At 69.7% G+C, this 17,159-nt stretch carries 11 protein-coding genes; all 11 read left to right on the forward strand.

Going from position 1 to position 17,159, the window contains the following annotated elements:
- The first annotated feature begins 106 nt into the window (after nucleotides 1-106).
- Nucleotides 107-5,449, forward strand: a complete 5,343-nt coding sequence (locus tag ATC03_RS08230) for an Ig-like domain-containing protein (protein WP_152030901.1) — start codon at nucleotides 107-109, stop codon at nucleotides 5,447-5,449.
- 54 nt (nucleotides 5,450-5,503) lie between these two features.
- On the forward strand, nucleotides 5,504-6,472 hold the full coding sequence (locus ATC03_RS08235) for an AAA family ATPase (protein ID WP_067875437.1): 969 nt from the start codon (nucleotides 5,504-5,506) through the stop codon (nucleotides 6,470-6,472).
- Complete coding sequence (locus ATC03_RS08240) at nucleotides 6,469-7,767, forward strand: DUF58 domain-containing protein (protein ID WP_067875440.1); 1,299 nt, start codon at nucleotides 6,469-6,471, stop codon at nucleotides 7,765-7,767. The genes ATC03_RS08235 and ATC03_RS08240 overlap by 4 nt, the downstream gene beginning before the upstream one ends.
- Nucleotides 7,764-10,055, forward strand: coding sequence for a transglutaminase TgpA family protein (locus ATC03_RS08245; RefSeq protein ID WP_067875443.1), 2,292 nt, complete (start codon nucleotides 7,764-7,766; stop codon nucleotides 10,053-10,055). Before ATC03_RS08240 ends, ATC03_RS08245 begins: the two co-directional genes overlap by 4 nt.
- A gap of 9 nt (nucleotides 10,056-10,064) precedes the next feature.
- A complete protein-coding gene (locus ATC03_RS08250; protein WP_161490330.1) occupies nucleotides 10,065-10,655 on the forward strand; it encodes an FHA domain-containing protein in 591 nt (196 codons plus the stop codon).
- Nucleotides 10,656-10,777: 122 nt separating this feature from the next.
- Entirely contained in the window at nucleotides 10,778-12,226 is a 1,449-nt protein-coding gene (leuC, locus tag ATC03_RS08255) for a 3-isopropylmalate dehydratase large subunit (protein WP_067875450.1), read from the forward strand.
- Nucleotides 12,226-12,846 carry a 3-isopropylmalate dehydratase small subunit gene (gene leuD, locus ATC03_RS08260; RefSeq protein ID WP_067875453.1) on the forward strand — a complete coding sequence of 207 codons (621 nt, stop codon included), beginning with the start codon at nucleotides 12,226-12,228 and terminating at the stop codon, nucleotides 12,844-12,846. The genes leuC and leuD overlap by 1 nt, the downstream gene beginning before the upstream one ends.
- On the forward strand, nucleotides 12,843-14,213 hold the full coding sequence (gene murA, locus ATC03_RS08265) for a UDP-N-acetylglucosamine 1-carboxyvinyltransferase (protein ID WP_067875456.1): 1,371 nt from the start codon (nucleotides 12,843-12,845) through the stop codon (nucleotides 14,211-14,213). Before leuD ends, murA begins: the two co-directional genes overlap by 4 nt.
- A 40-nt stretch (nucleotides 14,214-14,253) precedes the next feature.
- Nucleotides 14,254-14,997 (forward strand): lysophospholipid acyltransferase family protein, encoded by a 744-nt coding sequence (locus tag ATC03_RS08270; protein ID WP_227820261.1) that lies wholly within the window; start codon nucleotides 14,254-14,256, stop codon nucleotides 14,995-14,997.
- Nucleotides 14,990-16,126 (forward strand): NAD(P)H-dependent glycerol-3-phosphate dehydrogenase, encoded by a 1,137-nt coding sequence (locus tag ATC03_RS08275; RefSeq protein ID WP_067875461.1) that lies wholly within the window; start codon nucleotides 14,990-14,992, stop codon nucleotides 16,124-16,126. Before ATC03_RS08270 ends, ATC03_RS08275 begins: the two co-directional genes overlap by 8 nt.
- The gene (locus tag ATC03_RS08280) at nucleotides 16,026-17,111 is read left to right on the forward strand and encodes a D-alanine--D-alanine ligase family protein (RefSeq protein ID WP_074401001.1); all 1,086 of its coding nucleotides are present in this window, start codon (nucleotides 16,026-16,028) and stop codon (nucleotides 17,109-17,111) included. Before ATC03_RS08275 ends, ATC03_RS08280 begins: the two co-directional genes overlap by 101 nt.
- Nucleotides 17,112-17,159 lie beyond the last annotated feature (48 nt).

A 17,159-nucleotide genomic window follows, 5' to 3' on the forward strand; every position in this document is an offset into this window, starting at 1 on the left:
TCCTGCCCATTCGGGGACGTCGGAACCCCGTGTTACCGTGAAGCCCGGTGCCGTCGAGAGCGGAACCACCGCCGCCCATACCGACGGATGCAACGAGGAGAACAGATTGGCCGGCTTCACCTCCTGGTTGCGTGCACGCAAGACCCTCGCGTCAGGCGTCGCGATCGCCGTGCTGGTCGGTGCACCGGTGACGGTCGCCGTGCTGCATCAGGGCTTCCCCGTGACGGATCCCGACCTCCGGGCCCGGGAAGTCTGGGTGACCAACGCCGAGGAGCTGCTCGCCGGTCGCCTCAATCGGCAGATCGAGGAGCTCGACGCCGCGGTCTCCACCGCCTCGAACGAGGCCGACGTCTTCCAACGCGGCGATGACGCGTTCGTCTACGACCCCGCCGTCGGATCCATCGAACGCATCGATCCGTCGTTCACGACGCTCTCGCAGCGCATCGACGTGCCGCCGGCCTCGAAGATCGCGTACGGCGGCGACGTCATCGCGGTGCTCTCGCCCGCCGGCGAGCTCTGGAACGTGCAGGCCGGAGCCGAGCTGCAGTTCGACTGGCGCGGCACCGACCCGATCGCGAAGCTCGGCGACGACGCCGAGGTCGCGGTGTCCGACAAGGGCACCATCTTCGCGACCTCGGTCGAGAAGGGCACGCTCAAGACCTTCGTGCGCGGAGCGGCCGACGACCCGACCACGACCGAGGTGAAAGATCTCGGCGAACACCAGCTGGCCGCCGTCGGCGAACGCGCCGTCGTGTTCGACGAAGAGCGCAATACGGTCGTCGTCGACGGCCGAGAGACCGAGCTGCCGTCCGAGGGTCTGCGCCTCCAGCAGTCGGGCGCCGAACACGACACCGCCTACATCGCCACGGCGACCGGCATCATCGAGCTCGGTCTCGCCGACGGCGCCGTCCGCGAACTCGATGCCGAGGCTCCCGCCGGATCGAGCGGCGCTGCGGATGTCGCGGCGCCCGTCTGGCTCGACGGCTGCGTGCACGGGGCGTGGGCCGAAGCCGGTCGCTACCTCTCGTCGTGCGACGGCGAGGAGCCGCGGCTGCTCGACATCGACCAGCCGACCGCCGGAGCCAGGCTCGAGTTCAGGGTCAACCGCGACGTGATCGCGCTCAACAACCTCACCAACGGCAACGCCTGGCTGGTCGACTCCGACCTCAGACTCGTCGACAACTGGGAGGAGGTGACGCCGCCCGAGGAGAGCGAGGAGCTCGAGGGCGACGAGAAGAGCGCGCAGCAGACCTTCGAGGACACCATCGCCGAGCGCACCGATCAGAACCGCCCGCCGATCGCCCGAGACGACGATTTCGGTGCCCGCCCTGGGCGCACCACGATCCTCGAGGTGCTCGAGAACGACACCGACCCCGACGGCGATGTGCTCTCCGTGTCCTCGGTCACCGAGATCCCCGAGTCGATGGGGCGCATCGAGCAGATCGACGGCGGCCGCGCGCTGCAGTTCTCGCCCGCCGCCGGCGCCGCCGGCACCGTCTCGTTCAGGTACTCCGTCGACGACGGTCGCGGCGGTGTCGCCGAGGCATCCGTGAATGTGCGCGTCGTGCCCGACAGCGAGAACACGGCGCCGGTGTCGTCGCGCTCAGGGGCCATCAGCGTCGAGCAGGGGCAGCAGGTCTCGTACAACGTGCTGACCGACTGGATCGATCCCGACGGCGACGACCTCTACCTGGTCAACGCCTCGCCGATCGGCGGCGACTCCGTGCGCTTCAGCCCCGACGGCAACCTCACCTTCCAGCACCGCTCCGCCGAACTCGGCCAGAAGGAGGTGCAGTTCACGGTCTCCGACGGGCAGACCGCGGCGACGGGCACCCTCACGGTCGACGTGAAGCCGTCCGGCTCGCTGAACCCGATCGGCACGCCCGACTTCGCCAGGGTCTTCGTCGGCGAGAAGACGCTCATCGAGCCGCTCGTGAACGACATCTCGCCCTCGGGGGCGCCGCTGACCCTCATCGGCGTCGAAGATCCGCCAGAGGGCGCAGAGATCACGCCCAACCTCGAGCGCGGTTCCATCTCGTTCTCCAGCGCCGAGGCGGGCGAATACGTGTTCGTCTACAACCTGGGCGCCGGTGCCGCGGTGAGCGTCGGACTCATCCGCGTGCAGGTCGTCGAGGAGCCCACCGAAGCGCTCCTTCCCATCGCGGTGAAGGACACGGCCTACCTGCGACCGGGCGAACCGCTCGCGATCCCCGTGCTGGCCAACGACGTCTCGCCCTCGGGCCGGGTGCTCGCGGTGCAGTCCGTCGACGACACGGGCACCGAGGGGCTCGTCTCGGTCGAGCTGATCACGAACACGGTCGTGCGGGTCACCGCCTCGGCCGCGATCGAACGGCAGCTGCAGTTCGCCTACACCGTGTCCGACGGCATCGGCACGGCCACCACGACCGTTACGGTGGTGCCGGTTCCGCCGCTCGTGAAGGACCAGCCGCCGGTCGCGCTCGACGACACCGCCATCGTCCGGGCGGGCGACATCGTCACCGTGCCGGTCACGAAGAACGACTTCCACCCCGACGCCGCGGCGTTCCACGTGCTGCCCGAGCTGGGCCTCGGCGACGGCTTCCAGGGCCTCGCGTTCGTCGACGACGACACCGTGCGCTACCAGGCCCCCGACGAGCCGGGGCTCCACAGCCTCACCTACTCGATCGGCGACGACTCCGAGCAGACCGCGACGGCCAAGCTCACGTTCACCGTCGTGGGCCGCGGCAGCGACGGCAACCGGCCTCCGTTGCCGACCCCGATCACCTCGCGCACCTTCGCCGGCTCGGCCGTGAAGATCGACGTGCCGCTCGACGGGCTCGACCCCGACGGCGACTCGGTCACGCTGACCGGCATCAAGTCAGCGCCCACGCTCGGGCGCGTCTCCGATCGCACGAGCACGAGCCTGACCTATGAGGCCTCGCAGGGCTCGGCCGGCACCGACACGTTCACGTACGAGGTGCGGGACGCCTACGGTGCGACGGCCGTCGGCACGATCCGCATCGGCGTGATCCCGCGGCCCGTCGTGCAGCTGCCGCCGACCGCGGTCGACGATTCGATCGAGATGAAGCCCGGTCGCACCGCGTCGGTCGAGGTGCTGCTCAACGACTCCGACCCGAGCGGCTACAGCCTCCGCGTCGAGAGCCTGCCCGATGTCGACGAGGGCCTCGAGGCCGAGATCCGCGACCTCCGTCGCGTGATCGTGAAGGCGCCCGAGCAGGAGGGCGCCTACACGATCCGATACGAGATCTCGAACGGTCACGGCGGCGCGGATGCCGCGTTCCTCCAGGTCGCGGTGACCGATGACGCCGTCATCCTCCCGCCGACCGCCGAAGACCAGGTCATCGAGCCCGAGGAGGTGCTCGACGGAGAAGACGTCACGGTGACCCCGCTCGCCGATGCGACGAACCCCGGCGGACTCGTCGAAGATCTCGTCGTCACGCTCGAGGGCCCCAACGCGTCGAAGGCCGAGGTCGACGCGAACGGACGCATCACGGTGACCCCCGGTCGCGAGCGCTTCGCCGTGGCGTACCGGCTCACGAACGAGCTCGACGAGCTCTCGGCGATGGCGTTCGTGATCGTGCCGCCGGTGCCCGGCGGCGATACCGCGGTCGAGGAGACCCAGCGGCCCGAGGAGACCCCGAAGCCGAAGACTCCCGAGGAGCTGCAGGCTGAAGAGAAGGCGAAGTTCCCTGCGCCGTACCTGAAGAACCTCGACCCGATCGTCGTGCCCATGAACGGCAAGATCGCCTGGGGCGTGAACGAACTCGTCGAGGTGCCCTCCGGCAACCCCGCCCTCATCCTCTCCGCCACCGCGAGCGCCACCGACGAGAACGTCCTTCTCGACGGCACGCGCATGCAGTACGTGCCCAAGAAGGACTATCGCGGCCAGGCATCGCTCACCTTCGAGGTGACCGACGGCAAGAGCGCCGACGACCCGATCGGACGCACGGCGATCCTCACGCTGCCGATCACCGTCGGCGACCCCGACTTCAACGACACGCCGCCGAGCTTCACCCCTCGATCCGAGAAGATCGAGGCCGGCGAGAAGGCGCGAACGGTCGATCTTCGCCAGTCGAGCGACCAGCCGAACCGCGAGAACATCGAGCGCTTCACGTACACGAACCTCGGCGGCACGTCGGCCGACATCCAGGCCGAGATCATCGACGGTGCGACGCTCTCGTTCAAGTCGCCGCTCGGCGTGCAGCCCGGCACCAAGACGAGACTGACGTTCGACGTGAACTTCAACGAGTTCACCGTGCCCGGGTACGTCGACGTGACGGTCGTCTCCTCGACGAGGGCGATGCCGAAGACCTCGGATGACGGCCCCTTCGAGATGAACCGCAGCCAGAGTCTGCCCATCGACGTGCTCGCCAACGACTTCAACCCGTTCGCGCAAGACGGGGTGCCGCTCAAGGTCATCGGCGCCGAGATCGATCAGGCCTCGGTCGGCTCCACCGCCACGGTCTCGTTCACCGCCAAGGACATCACCGTTCGAACCGGCGCCGCCTTCACCGGCACGCTGAGCGTGATCTACCGCATCGAGGACGGCACGAGGGATCCCGCGCGGCAGACCACCGGGCGAGCGACCGTCATCGTGCGCGCGCCACCGGACGCACCGAACACCCCGACGGCGACCGCATCCGACGGCCAGGCCACCGTGCGCTGGGACGCGCCGGCGACGAACAACTCGCCCATCTCCGGCTACGAGGTCAGTTGGTCTGGCGGAAGCAAGTCCTTCGGTGCGGGTGCGGCCGGCACCGCCCAGTCGATCACCGGGCTCACCAACGGAACGACCTACTCGTTCCAGGTGCGCGCGGAGAACGCGAAGGGCTGGGGAGCCTGGTCGTCGGCGAGCACGGCCGTGACCCCGTACGGCACGCCCGGCGCGCCCGGCGTGAGCGTCAGCTCGAGCGGCTACGCGCCGGCGACCATCACCGCGTCTTGGAGCGCCCCGGCCTCCGGCGGTGGATCGCTCACCTACAAGGCGCGTATCGATGGCGGCAACTGGCGCGACGTCGGTGGTTCGCGATCGACCTCGTTCGGCGGGGTCGGCGCCGGAACCCACAGGGTCGAGGTCGTCGCCACCAACTCGGGCAACAAGGAGGGACCGGCCGGCTCCGATGCCGTCGGCGTCTCCAACCCGCCGCCGCCGCCGAGAACGGTGTCGCTCTCCAAGGGCGAGCGCGTGGGGTACTACAGCGGCCAGTACGGCTACTGCGGTGGCAACTGCTGGTTCTACAACGTGAGCGTCTCCAACTTCCAACCCGGAACGACCGTGCAGATGGTGCCCTACTGCAACGGCGGGGCGCTGAACGGTCGCTACAACATCTCGATCGACGGCAACGGCAACGGCAGTTTCGTCGGCCGGTGGAACGGCAGCATCCCGTCGAGCTTCTGCGGCGACGTCGGGTCGGTCACTGTCGACGGGGTTCGCAGCAACAACTGGTGAGGTGCGGCCCGGACGTCCGGCCGGTACACCGCAGAACTACGTGAGGAAACAGAAATGGCAGTAACGCAGGAGCAGGCGCAGTGGTTCCAGGACGCCTTCTCGAAGCTCGTCGACAACATCGACCAGGCGATCCTCGGCAAGCGCCAGATCATCGAACTCGTCGTGACGGCGCTGCTCTCCGACGGGCACGTGCTGCTCGAGGACTTCCCGGGCACCGGCAAGACGGTGCTCGCCAAGGCCCTCGCGAACACGCTCGACGGCACGCACTCCCGCATCCAGTTCACGCCCGACCTGCTGCCCTCGGATGTCACGGGCGTCACGATCTTCGACCAGGGCAAGGGGCAGTTCGAGTTCCACCGCGGCCCGATCTTCGCCTCGATCGTGCTCGCCGACGAGATCAACCGCGCGAGCCCGAAGACCCAGTCCGCGCTCCTCGAGGTCATGGAGGAGGGGCGTGTCACGGTCGACGGCGTCGGCTACGAGGTCGGCAGCCCGTTCATGGTCATCGCCACGCAGAACCCGGTCGAGCAGGCGGGCACCTACTCGCTGCCCGAGGCGCAGCTCGACCGCTTCCTCATCAAGACCTCGCTCGGGTACCCCGACCACGAGACCGCGGTGACGCTGCTGCTCGACTCGGCCAACCGTGCCCGCGCGGCGAACGTCACGCCGATCATCGCCTCGAGCTCGGTGACGACGATGGCCAAGCTCGCGTCGGAGGTCTACGTCGACGCCTCGGTGCTCTCGTACCTCAACGAACTCGTCACCGGCACCCGGACGCACAAGGACTCGGCGCTCGGCGTCAGCATGCGAGGAGCCCTCGCGCTCGCCCGCGCGACGAAGACCTGGGCGATCGCCCACGGCCGCACCTATGTCACGCCCGACGACGTGCGGGAGCTCGCGATCCCCGTGCTCGCGCACCGCATCATCATCGACCCCGAGGCCGAGTTCGCCGGCGCCACGGCCGAGGACATCGTGTCGTCGGTGATCGTCGACGTCGCGCCGCCCGCCTACCGCGCCGCATGACCGCCGAGCCGCGCGCGCCCCGACCCCCGTCGCAGGCGCGATTCGCCGCGCGGGCCGTCGGGCGTTCGCTCGCGGCATCCGCTCGATCGGTGCAGCAGGTCGTGGCACGAGGTGCCCGCAAGTTCGCCGAGGTGACGTCACCGGTCACCGATGTGATCTCGGTCACGGGCCGTCTCGTGCTGCTCGCATCGCTCGTGTCCTTCATCGCCGCCTGGCTGCTCGGCTGGATCGAACTCGCGTTCCTGGGCGCGACGCTCCTGGCCGCGCTGCTCGTGAGCGTGCCGTTCACGCTCGGGCGCATGCACTACCGCGTCTCGGTCGCGCTGCAGCCGACGCGCGTCGTCGCGGGGGAGCGGGCCTTCGGCCGTCTCCTCGTCGTGAACACGGGTGCGAAGCCGTCGATCCCGTCACGCCTCGAGCTGCCCGTCGGCGCCGGGCTCGCCGAGTTCATCGTGCCCGCGCTGCCGACCGCCGCCGATCACGAGGAGCTCTTCGCCGTGCCCACGAGCCGCCGAGCGGTGATCGTGGCGGGGCCCGCCGTCTCGGTGCGCGGCGACCAGCTCGGCCTGCTCCGGCGCATCGTGCGGTGGAGCGAGCCCGTCGAGCTCTTCGTCCATCCGGTCACCGCCCGACTCAAGCCGTCGGCGGCCGGGCTCGTGCGCGACCTCGAGGGCGAGGTCACGAAGACCATCACCGACAACGACATCTCCTTCCATGCACTGCGCGCATACCAGCCCGGAGATGCCCTCCGCAACGTGCACTGGCGCACCTCGGCCCGCACCGGGCAGCTCATGGTGCGCCAGTACGAGGAGACCCGTCGATCGCAGCTCGCGCTGCTGCAGCGCACCGAGCGTTCGAGCTACGCGTCCGACGAGGAGTTCGAACTCGGCGTCTCCGTGCTCGCCTCGCTCGGCGTGCAGGTGATCCGTGACGCCACGCGGGTCGACGTGCTCACCGAGGCGCTCACGCTCCGCACGGCGACCCCCACCGCACTGCTCGACGACACGAGCCGCGTCGTCGCGGCCTCCGGGGCGTTCGACTCGATGCGGGCATTCGTGCGCGAGCGCACCAAGCGCCTGTCGGCGCCCAGTGTGGCCATCATCGTCGCCGGCTCGGGCGTGCCGCTCGCGGAATTCCGCTCGGCCGAGACCGTCTTCGGCGCTGACACGCAGACCCTCGGGTTCCGGGTCGAGCTCGGCGCGGCGTCTCGCATCGCGAAGGTCGCGGGCACCACGGTCGTCACGGTCGGCTCGCTCTCCGATCTCGCCCGACTCGTCGGAAGGGTGCGCCCGTGAGCCGCATTCCCCGTACCGCCGTCATCGACCTGGCCGTGCTGTCGGTGCTCTCGCTGCTCGCGGTCCTCGGATTCGAGACCAGCTTCGGCAACCTCGACTTCCTGCTCGCCGCCACCGCGGGGCTCGTCGTCGGAACGGTCGCCGCGGTGCTCGGCACCATGCTCCGGCTCGGCGTGCTCACGACCATCCTGCTCGGCCTGGCGATGTACTTCGTGCTCGGCACCCCCTTCACGATGCCGGATTCGGCGATCTTCGGCGTGCTGCCGAGCCTGACCTCGCTCGCGGGCCTCGCCATCGGCGCCGTCTACGGCTGGGCCGACATCCTCACGATCGGCACGCCGGTCGAGGCGCCCTATTACGTGGCGGTCGTGCCCTACGTCGCCGCCTGGGCCGTCGCTCTGGGCGGGTCCATGCTCGTGCTCCGCTGGCTCCCGCGCAAGCGCACGGCGCTGCGCGGTGCCGTCATCCTCATCGGGCCGGTGCTGCTCTTCGTGTCGGGCATCCTGCTCGGCACCGACGAGGCCTTCTACGCCGGCGTTCGCGGGGTCGCGTTCGGGGTGATCGCGCTCGTGTGGCTCGCCTGGCGACGCGGGTCGGACGTCGAGACCGACGCGGTCGGCGCCAGGCGGCTTCGCAACCAGAAGCTCCGCGGCTCGGCGGTCGTCGTCGCCGGTGCGGTCGCGATCGGCGCCGTCGCCGGACTGGCGGTCGCCCCGGTCGCGCCCGACCGATTCGTGCTCCGCGACGAGGTCGTGCCCCCGTTCGATCCGCTCGAGTTCTCGAGTCCGCTCGCCGGGTTCCGCACCTACACGAAGGACCTCGCCGAGGAGCCGCTGTTCACGGTCACCGGACTCGAGCCGGGCGACGCGCTCCGGCTCGCGACGATGAACTCCTACACGGGTCGGCTCTGGAACGTCGCCGGTCCCGGAGACTCCGACGACGACGGCGGATACGCCATCACCGGGCAGACCCTCCCGCAGCCCCCGCTCGCCGAGCTCGGCAGCTCGCGCACCATCGAGGTCGAGGTCGCCGACTACGACGACGTCTGGCTTCCGACGGTCGGGTACGGCAGTGACCTCCGGCTCGAGGACGCCGACAGCGCCGCGCGCGTCGGCGACCTCCGCTACAACGCGGCCGCCGGCACCGCGGTGCTGACGAGCGGTGTCGGCGAAGGCACCAGGTACCGCCTCGAGGCGAACACGCAGATCGAGCCCAGCGACGAGGACCTCGCCGATGTGCCGGTCGCCACGGTCGAACTGCCGCCCGTCGAGAACGTGCCCGACGTGGTCACGGCCAAGGGCGAGGAGTACGCGGGCGACGCGACCACGCCGATCGAGCAGCTCCGCAACATCGAGCGCGGCCTCAAGACGAACGGATTCCTGAGTCACGGTCTCGCGTCCGACTCGATCGCCTCGCGTGCCGGCCACGGCGCCGACCGGCTCATCGAGCTGTTCACGCGGTCATCCATGGTGGGCGACGAGGAGCAGTACGCCGCGGCCATGGCGCTGATGGCGCGCCAGCTCGGGTACCCGGCGCGCGTCGTCATGGGGTTCGCGCCCGAGATCGGCGGCGAGGGCGAGACCGTCGAGGTGGTCGGCGACGACGTCACCGCGTGGGTCGAGGTGCCGTTCGAGGGTGTCGGCTGGGTCTCGTTCCGCCCGACCCCCGAGGCGGTCGACGCGCCCCAGGATCAGACCCCGAAGCCCAAGTCCGAGCCGCAGCCGCAGGTGCGTCAGCCGCCTCGCGCCGAGCAGATCGAGGATGACCTCCTCTCGACGGTCGAGATCGACGACACCGACGACGAGGACAAGGACCGCCCGTTCGCGATTCCGGGGTGGGTGTGGGTCGCGACCGCCTCGCTCGGAATCCCGTTGGCGATCGTGTTCCTGCCGATGCTCGTCGTCGCGATGGCCAAGGAGCGTCGCCGTCGCAGGCGCCGTTCGCGCCCGAACGAGATCGCGGCGGCCGCGGCCTGGGACGAACTCATCGACCGGTACGCCGAGCTCGGGTTCGAACCGCCCGAGCGGGCGTCGCGACGGCAGACCGCTGGCGTCCTCGAACGACAGGCCGTCGAGCAGGGCGTCGTGTCGACGATGGAGCCGGACACGCTGCGCCTCGGCACGTTCGCGGCGAGCGTCGACCGCGACGTGTTCGACGGACAGCAGGTCGCCAGCGAGACCGTCGTGCAGCGATGGAGCGAGGCGGATGCCGCGGCCGAGACGGTCACGGCCGCGGTCGGGCGTTCGCGCCGGCTCATCGCCAGGTACCGCTTGCGCCGTCGCCGATAGACTGGCGTGGTGGTCGTTCCGGAGTTCATCGTTCCGCCGCCCGGGTTGATCCCCGACGCGCCGAAGCCCGACGCGCCCGAGCCGACGGGCTACACGCGCCCGCCGGTGGAGCGCGGCGAGCAGGGCGATCACACGGTCAGGGCCCTGCCGGCCCGCTCGCTGCCGACCTTCACGCCGTTGCCGAGCGGCCCGCCTGCGGCATCCGTCGCCGTGCCGCCGGCGCTCCGCCCCGCGGACGCCGAGCCGGTCGCAACGGCGTCGTTCACGCTCGAGTCCGCGGCGGGCGAGACGATCGAGATCGCCGGCCGAGTCGTCGTCGGGCGCAATCCGGCGGTCGATGTCGCGCACCCCGACGCCCGGCCGATCGCGCTCGCCGACCCCACGAGAACGGTGTCCAAGACCCATGCGCTCGTCGAGGTGCGCGAGGGCCGCGTCGTGATCACCGACCTGCACTCGACGAACGGCGTCGCCGTGCAGGCCGGCGGCGGCGAGCTCACCGTGCTCGACCCCGGAGCCCCTGCCGAGCTCGAGGTCGGCACGGTGCTCCGCCTGGGCGACCTCGCGTTGACGCTGCGCCGGAGCCCCGGCCTCACGGTGTAGCCTGTGATGATGCGCGCCACACGACGTCTTCTCCTTCGGTGCCGCGGCGGGGCCTCGATCTAGGCCGTTCCCGTCGCGGAGTCCGTCGTCGGCCGTTCCCTGTCCCCGAGGAAGACGAACGCATGAACAACACGAACATCGCAAGCGCACGCCCGCGCACCCTGGCCGAGAAGGTCTGGGACGCCCACCTGGTGAAGAAGGGCGAGGACGGCACGCCCGACCTCATCTACATCGACCTCCACCTGGTGCACGAGGTGACGAGCCCGCAGGCCTTCGACGGCCTCCGCATGGCCGGCCGCCCGGTGCGTCGCCCCGATCTCACGATCGCGACCGAAGACCACAACACGCCGACGCTCGCGATCGACAAGCCCATCGCCGACCTGACGAGCCGCACCCAGATCGAGACCCTCCGTCGCAACGCCGCCGAGTTCGGCATCCGCCTGCACTCGCTGGGCGACAAGGAGCAGGGCATCGTGCACGTCGTGGGCCCGCAGCTGGGGCTCACCCAGCCGGGCATCACGGTCGTATGCGGCGACAGCCACACGAGCACCCACGGCGCGTTCGGCGCGATGGCCTTCGGCATCGGCACCAGCGAGGTCGAGCACGTGATGGCGACCCAGACCCTGCCGCTGAAGCCGTTCAAGACCATGGCCATCAACGTCGAGGGCACGCTGCGGCCCGGCGTGACCGCGAAGGACATCATCCTCGCCGTCATCGCGAAGATCGGCACCGGCGGCGGTCAGGGCTACGTGCTCGAGTACCGGGGCAGCGCGATCCGCGCGCTCTCGATGGACGGCCGCATGACGATCTGCAACATGTCGATCGAGGCCGGCGCCCGCGCCGGCATGGTCGCGCCCGACCAGACCACGTTCGACTACCTCGAGGGTCGCGCACACGCGCCGGAGGGCGACGACTGGACGGCCGCGGTCGAGTACTGGCAGACGCTCGCGACCGACGAGGGCGCCGAGTTCGACGCCGAGGTGTTCATCGACGCCGATGCGCTCGAGCCGTTCGTCACGTGGGGCACGAACCCCGGGCAGGGCGTCTCGCTCTCCGAGAACGTGCCCGACCCGGCGGCCATCGAAGACCAGCACGAGCGTGCCGCCGCCGAGCGTGCGCTCGAGTACATGGACCTCGAGGCGGGCACGCCGCTCAAGGACATCCGCGTCGACGCCGTGTTCATGGGCTCCTGCACGAACAGCCGCATCGAAGACCTGCGCGCGTTCGCCTCGATCATCGAGGGCAAGCAGAAGGCCGAGGGCGTGCGCGTCATGGTCGTGCCCGGTTCGGCGCGCGTACGGCTCGAGGCCGAGGCCGAGGGCCTCGACAAGGTGTTCGAGGCGTTCGGCGCCGAGTGGCGCTTCGCGGGCTGCTCGATGTGCCTCGGCATGAACCCCGACCAGCTCGCCCCCGGCGAGCGGTGCGCCTCGACGTCCAATCGCAACTTCGAGGGGCGACAGGGCAAGGGCGGCCGTACGCACCTCGTGTCACCGCTCGTGGCCGCCGCGACCGCGATCCGCGGCACGCTGTCGAGCCCCTGGGATCTGCAGACCGAAGGAGAGGCCCGCTGATGGAGAAGTTCACCACCGTCACCGGCATCGCGGCCCCGCTGCGCCGCTCGAACGTCGACACCGACCAGATCATCCCGGCCGTGTTCCTCAAGCGGGTCACGAAGACCGGCTTCGACGACGCGCTGTTCCACGCCTGGCGCCAGGACCCCGAGTTCATCCTGAACCAGGAGCCCTATCAGGGTGCCCGGGTGCTCATCGCGGGTCCCGACTTCGGCACCGGCTCGAGCCGTGAGCACGCGGTCTGGGCGCTGCGCGACTTCGGGTTCGACGTCGTCATCAGCTCGCGCTTCGGCGACATCTTCCGGGGCAACTCGGGCAAGCAGGGCCTCCTCGCCGCCCAGGTCGCGTACGAGGACGTCGAGCGCCTGTGGGAGGTCATCGAGGCCGAACCGGGAATAGCGGTGACGGTGGATCTGGTTGCTCGTACGGTCAGCGTCGGAACGCTGACGGTCTCATTCGACATCGACGACTACACTCGTTGGAGGCTTCTCGAGGGGCTCGACGACATCGGGCTCACCCTGCGTGACGAAGCGGCGATCGCCGAATTCGAGACGCATCGAGAGGCGTGGCGGCCGAAGACACTCCCCATCCGGGAGTCGGCGGAATCAGGAACTCTGTGAACACACTCGGGCAGGATGCCAAGAATCACGCGTCGGCGGTCGGACTCAACGTCGACCGCATCACGATCAACGGCGGCAAGCCGCTGGTCGGGCGCATCGAGCTGAAGGGCGCGAAGAACCTCGTCACGAAGGCGATGGTCGCCGCGATCCTCGGCGACGGCCCCAGCGTGCTGAAGGACGTGCCGAACATCAGCGACGTGCGCATCGTGCGCGGTCTGCTCGAAGTGCACGGCGTCACGGTGACCGACGGGCCCGAAGAGGGCGAGCTCATCCTCGACCCCACCGCGGTCCTGTCGGCGCACATGGCCGACATCGACGCCCACGCGGGTTCGAGCCGCATCCCGATCCTGTTCTGCGGTCCGCTGCTGCACAAGCTCGGCGAGGCGTTCATCCCCGACCTCGGGGGCTGCCGCATCGGCGACCGGCCGATCAACTTCCATCTCGAGGTGCTGCGCAACTTCGGCGCCATCGTCGAGAAGCTGCCGAGCGGCATCCGCATGTCGGCGCCCGACGGACTGCACGGCGCGAAGGTCTCGCTGGAGTACCCGAGCGTGGGCGCGACCGAGCAGGTGCTGCTCACCGCGGTGCTCGCCGACGGCATCACCGAGCTCTCGGGCGCGGCGATCGAGCCCGAGATCATGGATCTCATCAACATCCTGCAGAAGATGGGTGCGATCATCACGGTCGACACCGACCGCGTCATCCGCATCGAGGGCGTCGAGAAGCTCTCGGGCTACACGCACCGCGCGCTCTTCGACCGCAACGAGGCCGCGAGCTGGGCGGCTGCAGCGCTCGCGACCGATGGCGACATCTTCGTCGGCGGTGCTCGCCAGGCCGAGATGCTCACGTTCCTGAACGTGTATCGCAAGGTCGGCGGCGCGTTCGAGATCGAAGAGGACGGCATCCGCTTCTACCATCCCGGCGGCGAGCTGAAGCCCGTCATCATCGAGACCGACGTGCACCCCGGCTTCATGACCGACTGGCAGCAGCCGCTCGTCGTGGCGCTGAGCAAGGCCAAGGGCGTCTCGATCGTGCACGAGACCGTCTACGAGCAGCGGTTCGGCTTCGTCGACGCGCTCGTCGAGATGGGCGCCTCGATCGAGGTGCACAAGGAGTGCCTGGGGTCTGCCGCGTGCCGGTTCGGTCAGCGCAACTTCAAGCACTCGGCCGTGATCTCGGGTCCGTCGAAGCTCACCGGAGCCGACATCGAGGTGCCCGACCTGCGTGGCGGGTTCAGTCACCTCATCGCCGCGCTCTCGGCCGACGGCCGCTCGACGGTATCGAACGTGGGCATCATCGCGCGCGGGTACGAGAACTTCATCACGAAGCTCGAGCTCCTCGGGGCGGACTTCGAACTCGACGCATAATGGGTGAGTGCAACACGACGATCCGTCTCCCGTTCATCCTGTGAAGGCTCGTTCGGAGACCCGCCGCCCCTCGTTCTTCTGGTTGCTCGCCGCGTTGGTGCTGCCGATCCTGAGCCTCATGGTGCGGTTCCGCTTCCACCATCGGGATCGGATGCCGCAGGCCGGCGCCTTCGTGCTCGCGCCAAACCACTACAGCGAGATCGACCCCGTGGTGATGGGTGCCGCGACCTGGAAAATGGGGCGCGCACCGCGATTCATGGCCAAGGCCTCCCTCTTCAAGAACCCCGTGCTCGGCTGGCTCCTGCGCACCTCGGGGCAGATCCCCGTCGAACGTGCCGGCAGCAAGAGCCATGCGGCGCTCCGTGCGGCCGAGGAACTGGTCGAGAAGGGGCGGATGGTGGTCGTGTACCCCGAGGGTTCACTCACCCGCGATCCCGACCTGTGGCCGATGCGCGGCAAGACGGGCGCGGTCCGTATCGCGCTCGAACGCGACATCCCGATCGTGCCCGCCGCCCACTGGGGCACGCAGGAGCTCATGGGGCGCTACGGCAAGAAGCTGAAGCCGTTCCCGCGCAAGACGATCGACGTGATCATCGGCGAACCGCTCGACCTCTCGGAGTATCGGGGCAAGCCTCTCGACCAGGCGACCCTGCTGAAGGCGACGGGCGAGCTCATGGACGCCATTGCCGCGCTGCTCGCCGAGCTGCGCGATGAGCCGGCTCCCGCCGAGCGGTGGGACCCGACGAAGCACGGGCAGAAGGAGACGGGGCGACTCGATGGCTAGGGCAGCGGGCAGGCCGGTGCCCGGTACGCGGGTCGCCGTCCTCGGCGCGGGCAGCTGGGGCACGACGTTCGCGAAGATCCTCGCCGACGGCGGAGCCGACGTCGTGATCTGGGCGCGCCGCCCCGAACTCGCGAAGGAGATCCAGGAGGCCAAGCGCAACAGCGACTACCTCCCCGGCATCAACCTGCCGCTCGGGCTGCGGGCCACCAGCCGTCTCGACGAGGCCCTCGCCGGTGCCGAGCACGTCTTCGTCTCGGTGCCCAGCCAATCGCTGCGCGAGAACCTCATCGCCGCTGAGCCGTTCCTCCCGGCCGGGGCCACGATCGTCTCGCTCATGAAGGGCGTCGAGAAGTCGACGGGCCTGCGCATGAGCGAGGTCATCGCCGACGTGCTGCCGATCGACCCGTCGCGCATCGCCGTGATCTCTGGCCCGAACCTGGCCCTCGAGATCGCGAAGGAGCAGCCGACGGCGGCCGTCGTCTCGTCGTCGAGCCTCGAGACGGCGCAGGCCGTGGCATCCGTCGCTCGAAACCGCTACTTCCGCTCGTTCGTGAACACCGACGTGATCGGCACGGAGTTCGGCGGCGTGCTGAAGAACCTCATCGCCGTCGCGATCGGCATCGTCGACGGCGTCGGCTACGGCGAGAACACGAAGGCCTCGATCATCACGCGCGGCCTCGTCGAGATGACCGACTTCGCCGTCGCATTCGGCGCGCACCCGGTGACGCTGTCGGGTCTCGCGGGCCTCGGCGATCTCATCGCGACGAGCCAGTCGCCGCTCTCCCGCAACAACACGGCCGGGCGCCTGCTCGGTCAGGGCTATCACCTCGCCGACGTGGTGAACCAGATGAACCAGACCACCGAGGGCCTCGCATCGGTCGGCCCGGTGCTCGAACTGGCACGCGCCAAGGGCGTGGAGATGCCGATCGTCGAGCAGGTGCGGCAGGTCCTCGCCGGCACGCTCGCGCCGCGCGACCTCGCCCCTCACCTCACGACCGATGACGAGCCGCAGGGCGAAAGGACGATGGATGGACAAGCTCAGGGTGGTTCTGCTCTTCGGAGGGCGTTCAAGCGAGCATTCGATCAGCTGCGCGACGGCGGGCGGAGTGCTGGGCGCGATCGACCGTGACCGCTTCGAGGTGATCCCCGTCGGGATCACTCGCGACGGCGCGTTCGTGCTCGAGAGCGACGACCCTGCGCGGTTCGCGCTCGACCCGGGCCACCTGCCCGAGGTCGTCGACAACGGCTCGCGCGTGCGCTGGCCCGAGAGCGCCGGTTCGCGTGAGCTCCGGGTGACGGATGGCTCGGGCGAGCGCTCGCTCGGCGAGATCGACGTCGTGTTCCCGATCCTGCACGGGCGCTTCGGTGAAGACGGCACGGTGCAGGGACTGCTCGAGCTCGTCGGCCTGCCGTACGTCGGCAACGGCGTGCTCGCCTCGGCGCTCGGCATGGACAAGCACTTCACGAAGACCGCGCTCGAAGCCGCAGGCATCCCCGTGGCGCCGTGGGTCACGCTGACGCGCGGTGCGATCGAGGGTGACCCCGAGCTGTGGAACCGGCGCGTTCGCGGCCTCGGGTTGCCCGTCTTCGTCAAGCCCGCTCGCGCGGGTTCCTCGGTGGGCGTGACGAAGGTCTCCGACTGGTCGGAGCTCGAAGCCGCACTCGAGGTGGCCTTCGCCGAAGACCGCACCGTGCTCGTCGAGCAGGCGGTCCCCGGTCGCGAGATCGAGATCGCCGTGCTCGAGGGTCGCGAGGGCGTGCGCGTGAGCGTCGCCGGCGAGGTCGTCGTCACCGGCCGCGAGTTCTACGACTTCGAGGCGAAGTACCTCGACGCGCCCGGCGTCGACCTGGTCTGCCCGGCCGAGCTCGGCGATGGCGAGACCTTCGAGCTCGAGCGCATCGCGCGCCGCGCGTTCGAGGCGATCGGCGCCGAAGGGCTCGCGAGAGTCGACGTGTTCCTCGGCGACGAGGGCTTCGTCGTGAACGAGATCAACACCATGCCCGGCTTCACGCCGATCTCGATGTTCCCGACCTGCTGGCTCAACACGGGCCTCAGCTACCCCGAGCTCATCGGCGAGCTCATCGACGTGGGCCACGCGCGCGGCGCGCGCTGACACGGTCACGGGTTCGCACGTTCGCCGTTCGGCGTCGGGATGCACGGC

Source organism: Agromyces aureus (assembly GCF_001660485.1).
Taxonomy (GTDB): domain Bacteria; phylum Actinomycetota; class Actinomycetes; order Actinomycetales; family Microbacteriaceae; genus Agromyces; species Agromyces aureus.

Excerpts from the sequence above, each read along its gene's own strand:
- ATC03_RS08240 (WP_067875440.1), top strand. The coding sequence starts at position 6,469 with ATGACCGCCGAGCCGCGCGCGCCCCGACCCCCGTCGCAGGCGCGATTC.
- ATC03_RS08235 (WP_067875437.1), top strand. The coding sequence starts at position 5,504 with ATGGCAGTAACGCAGGAGCAGGCGCAGTGGTTCCAGGACGCCTTCTCG.
- ATC03_RS08275 (WP_067875461.1), top strand. The coding sequence starts at position 14,990 with ATGGCTAGGGCAGCGGGCAGGCCGGTGCCCGGTACGCGGGTCGCCGTC.
- leuD (WP_067875453.1), top strand. The coding sequence starts at position 12,226 with ATGGAGAAGTTCACCACCGTCACCGGCATCGCGGCCCCGCTGCGCCGC.
- leuC (WP_067875450.1), top strand. The coding sequence starts at position 10,778 with ATGAACAACACGAACATCGCAAGCGCACGCCCGCGCACCCTGGCCGAG.
- ATC03_RS08280 (WP_074401001.1), top strand. The coding sequence starts at position 16,026 with ATGGACAAGCTCAGGGTGGTTCTGCTCTTCGGAGGGCGTTCAAGCGAG.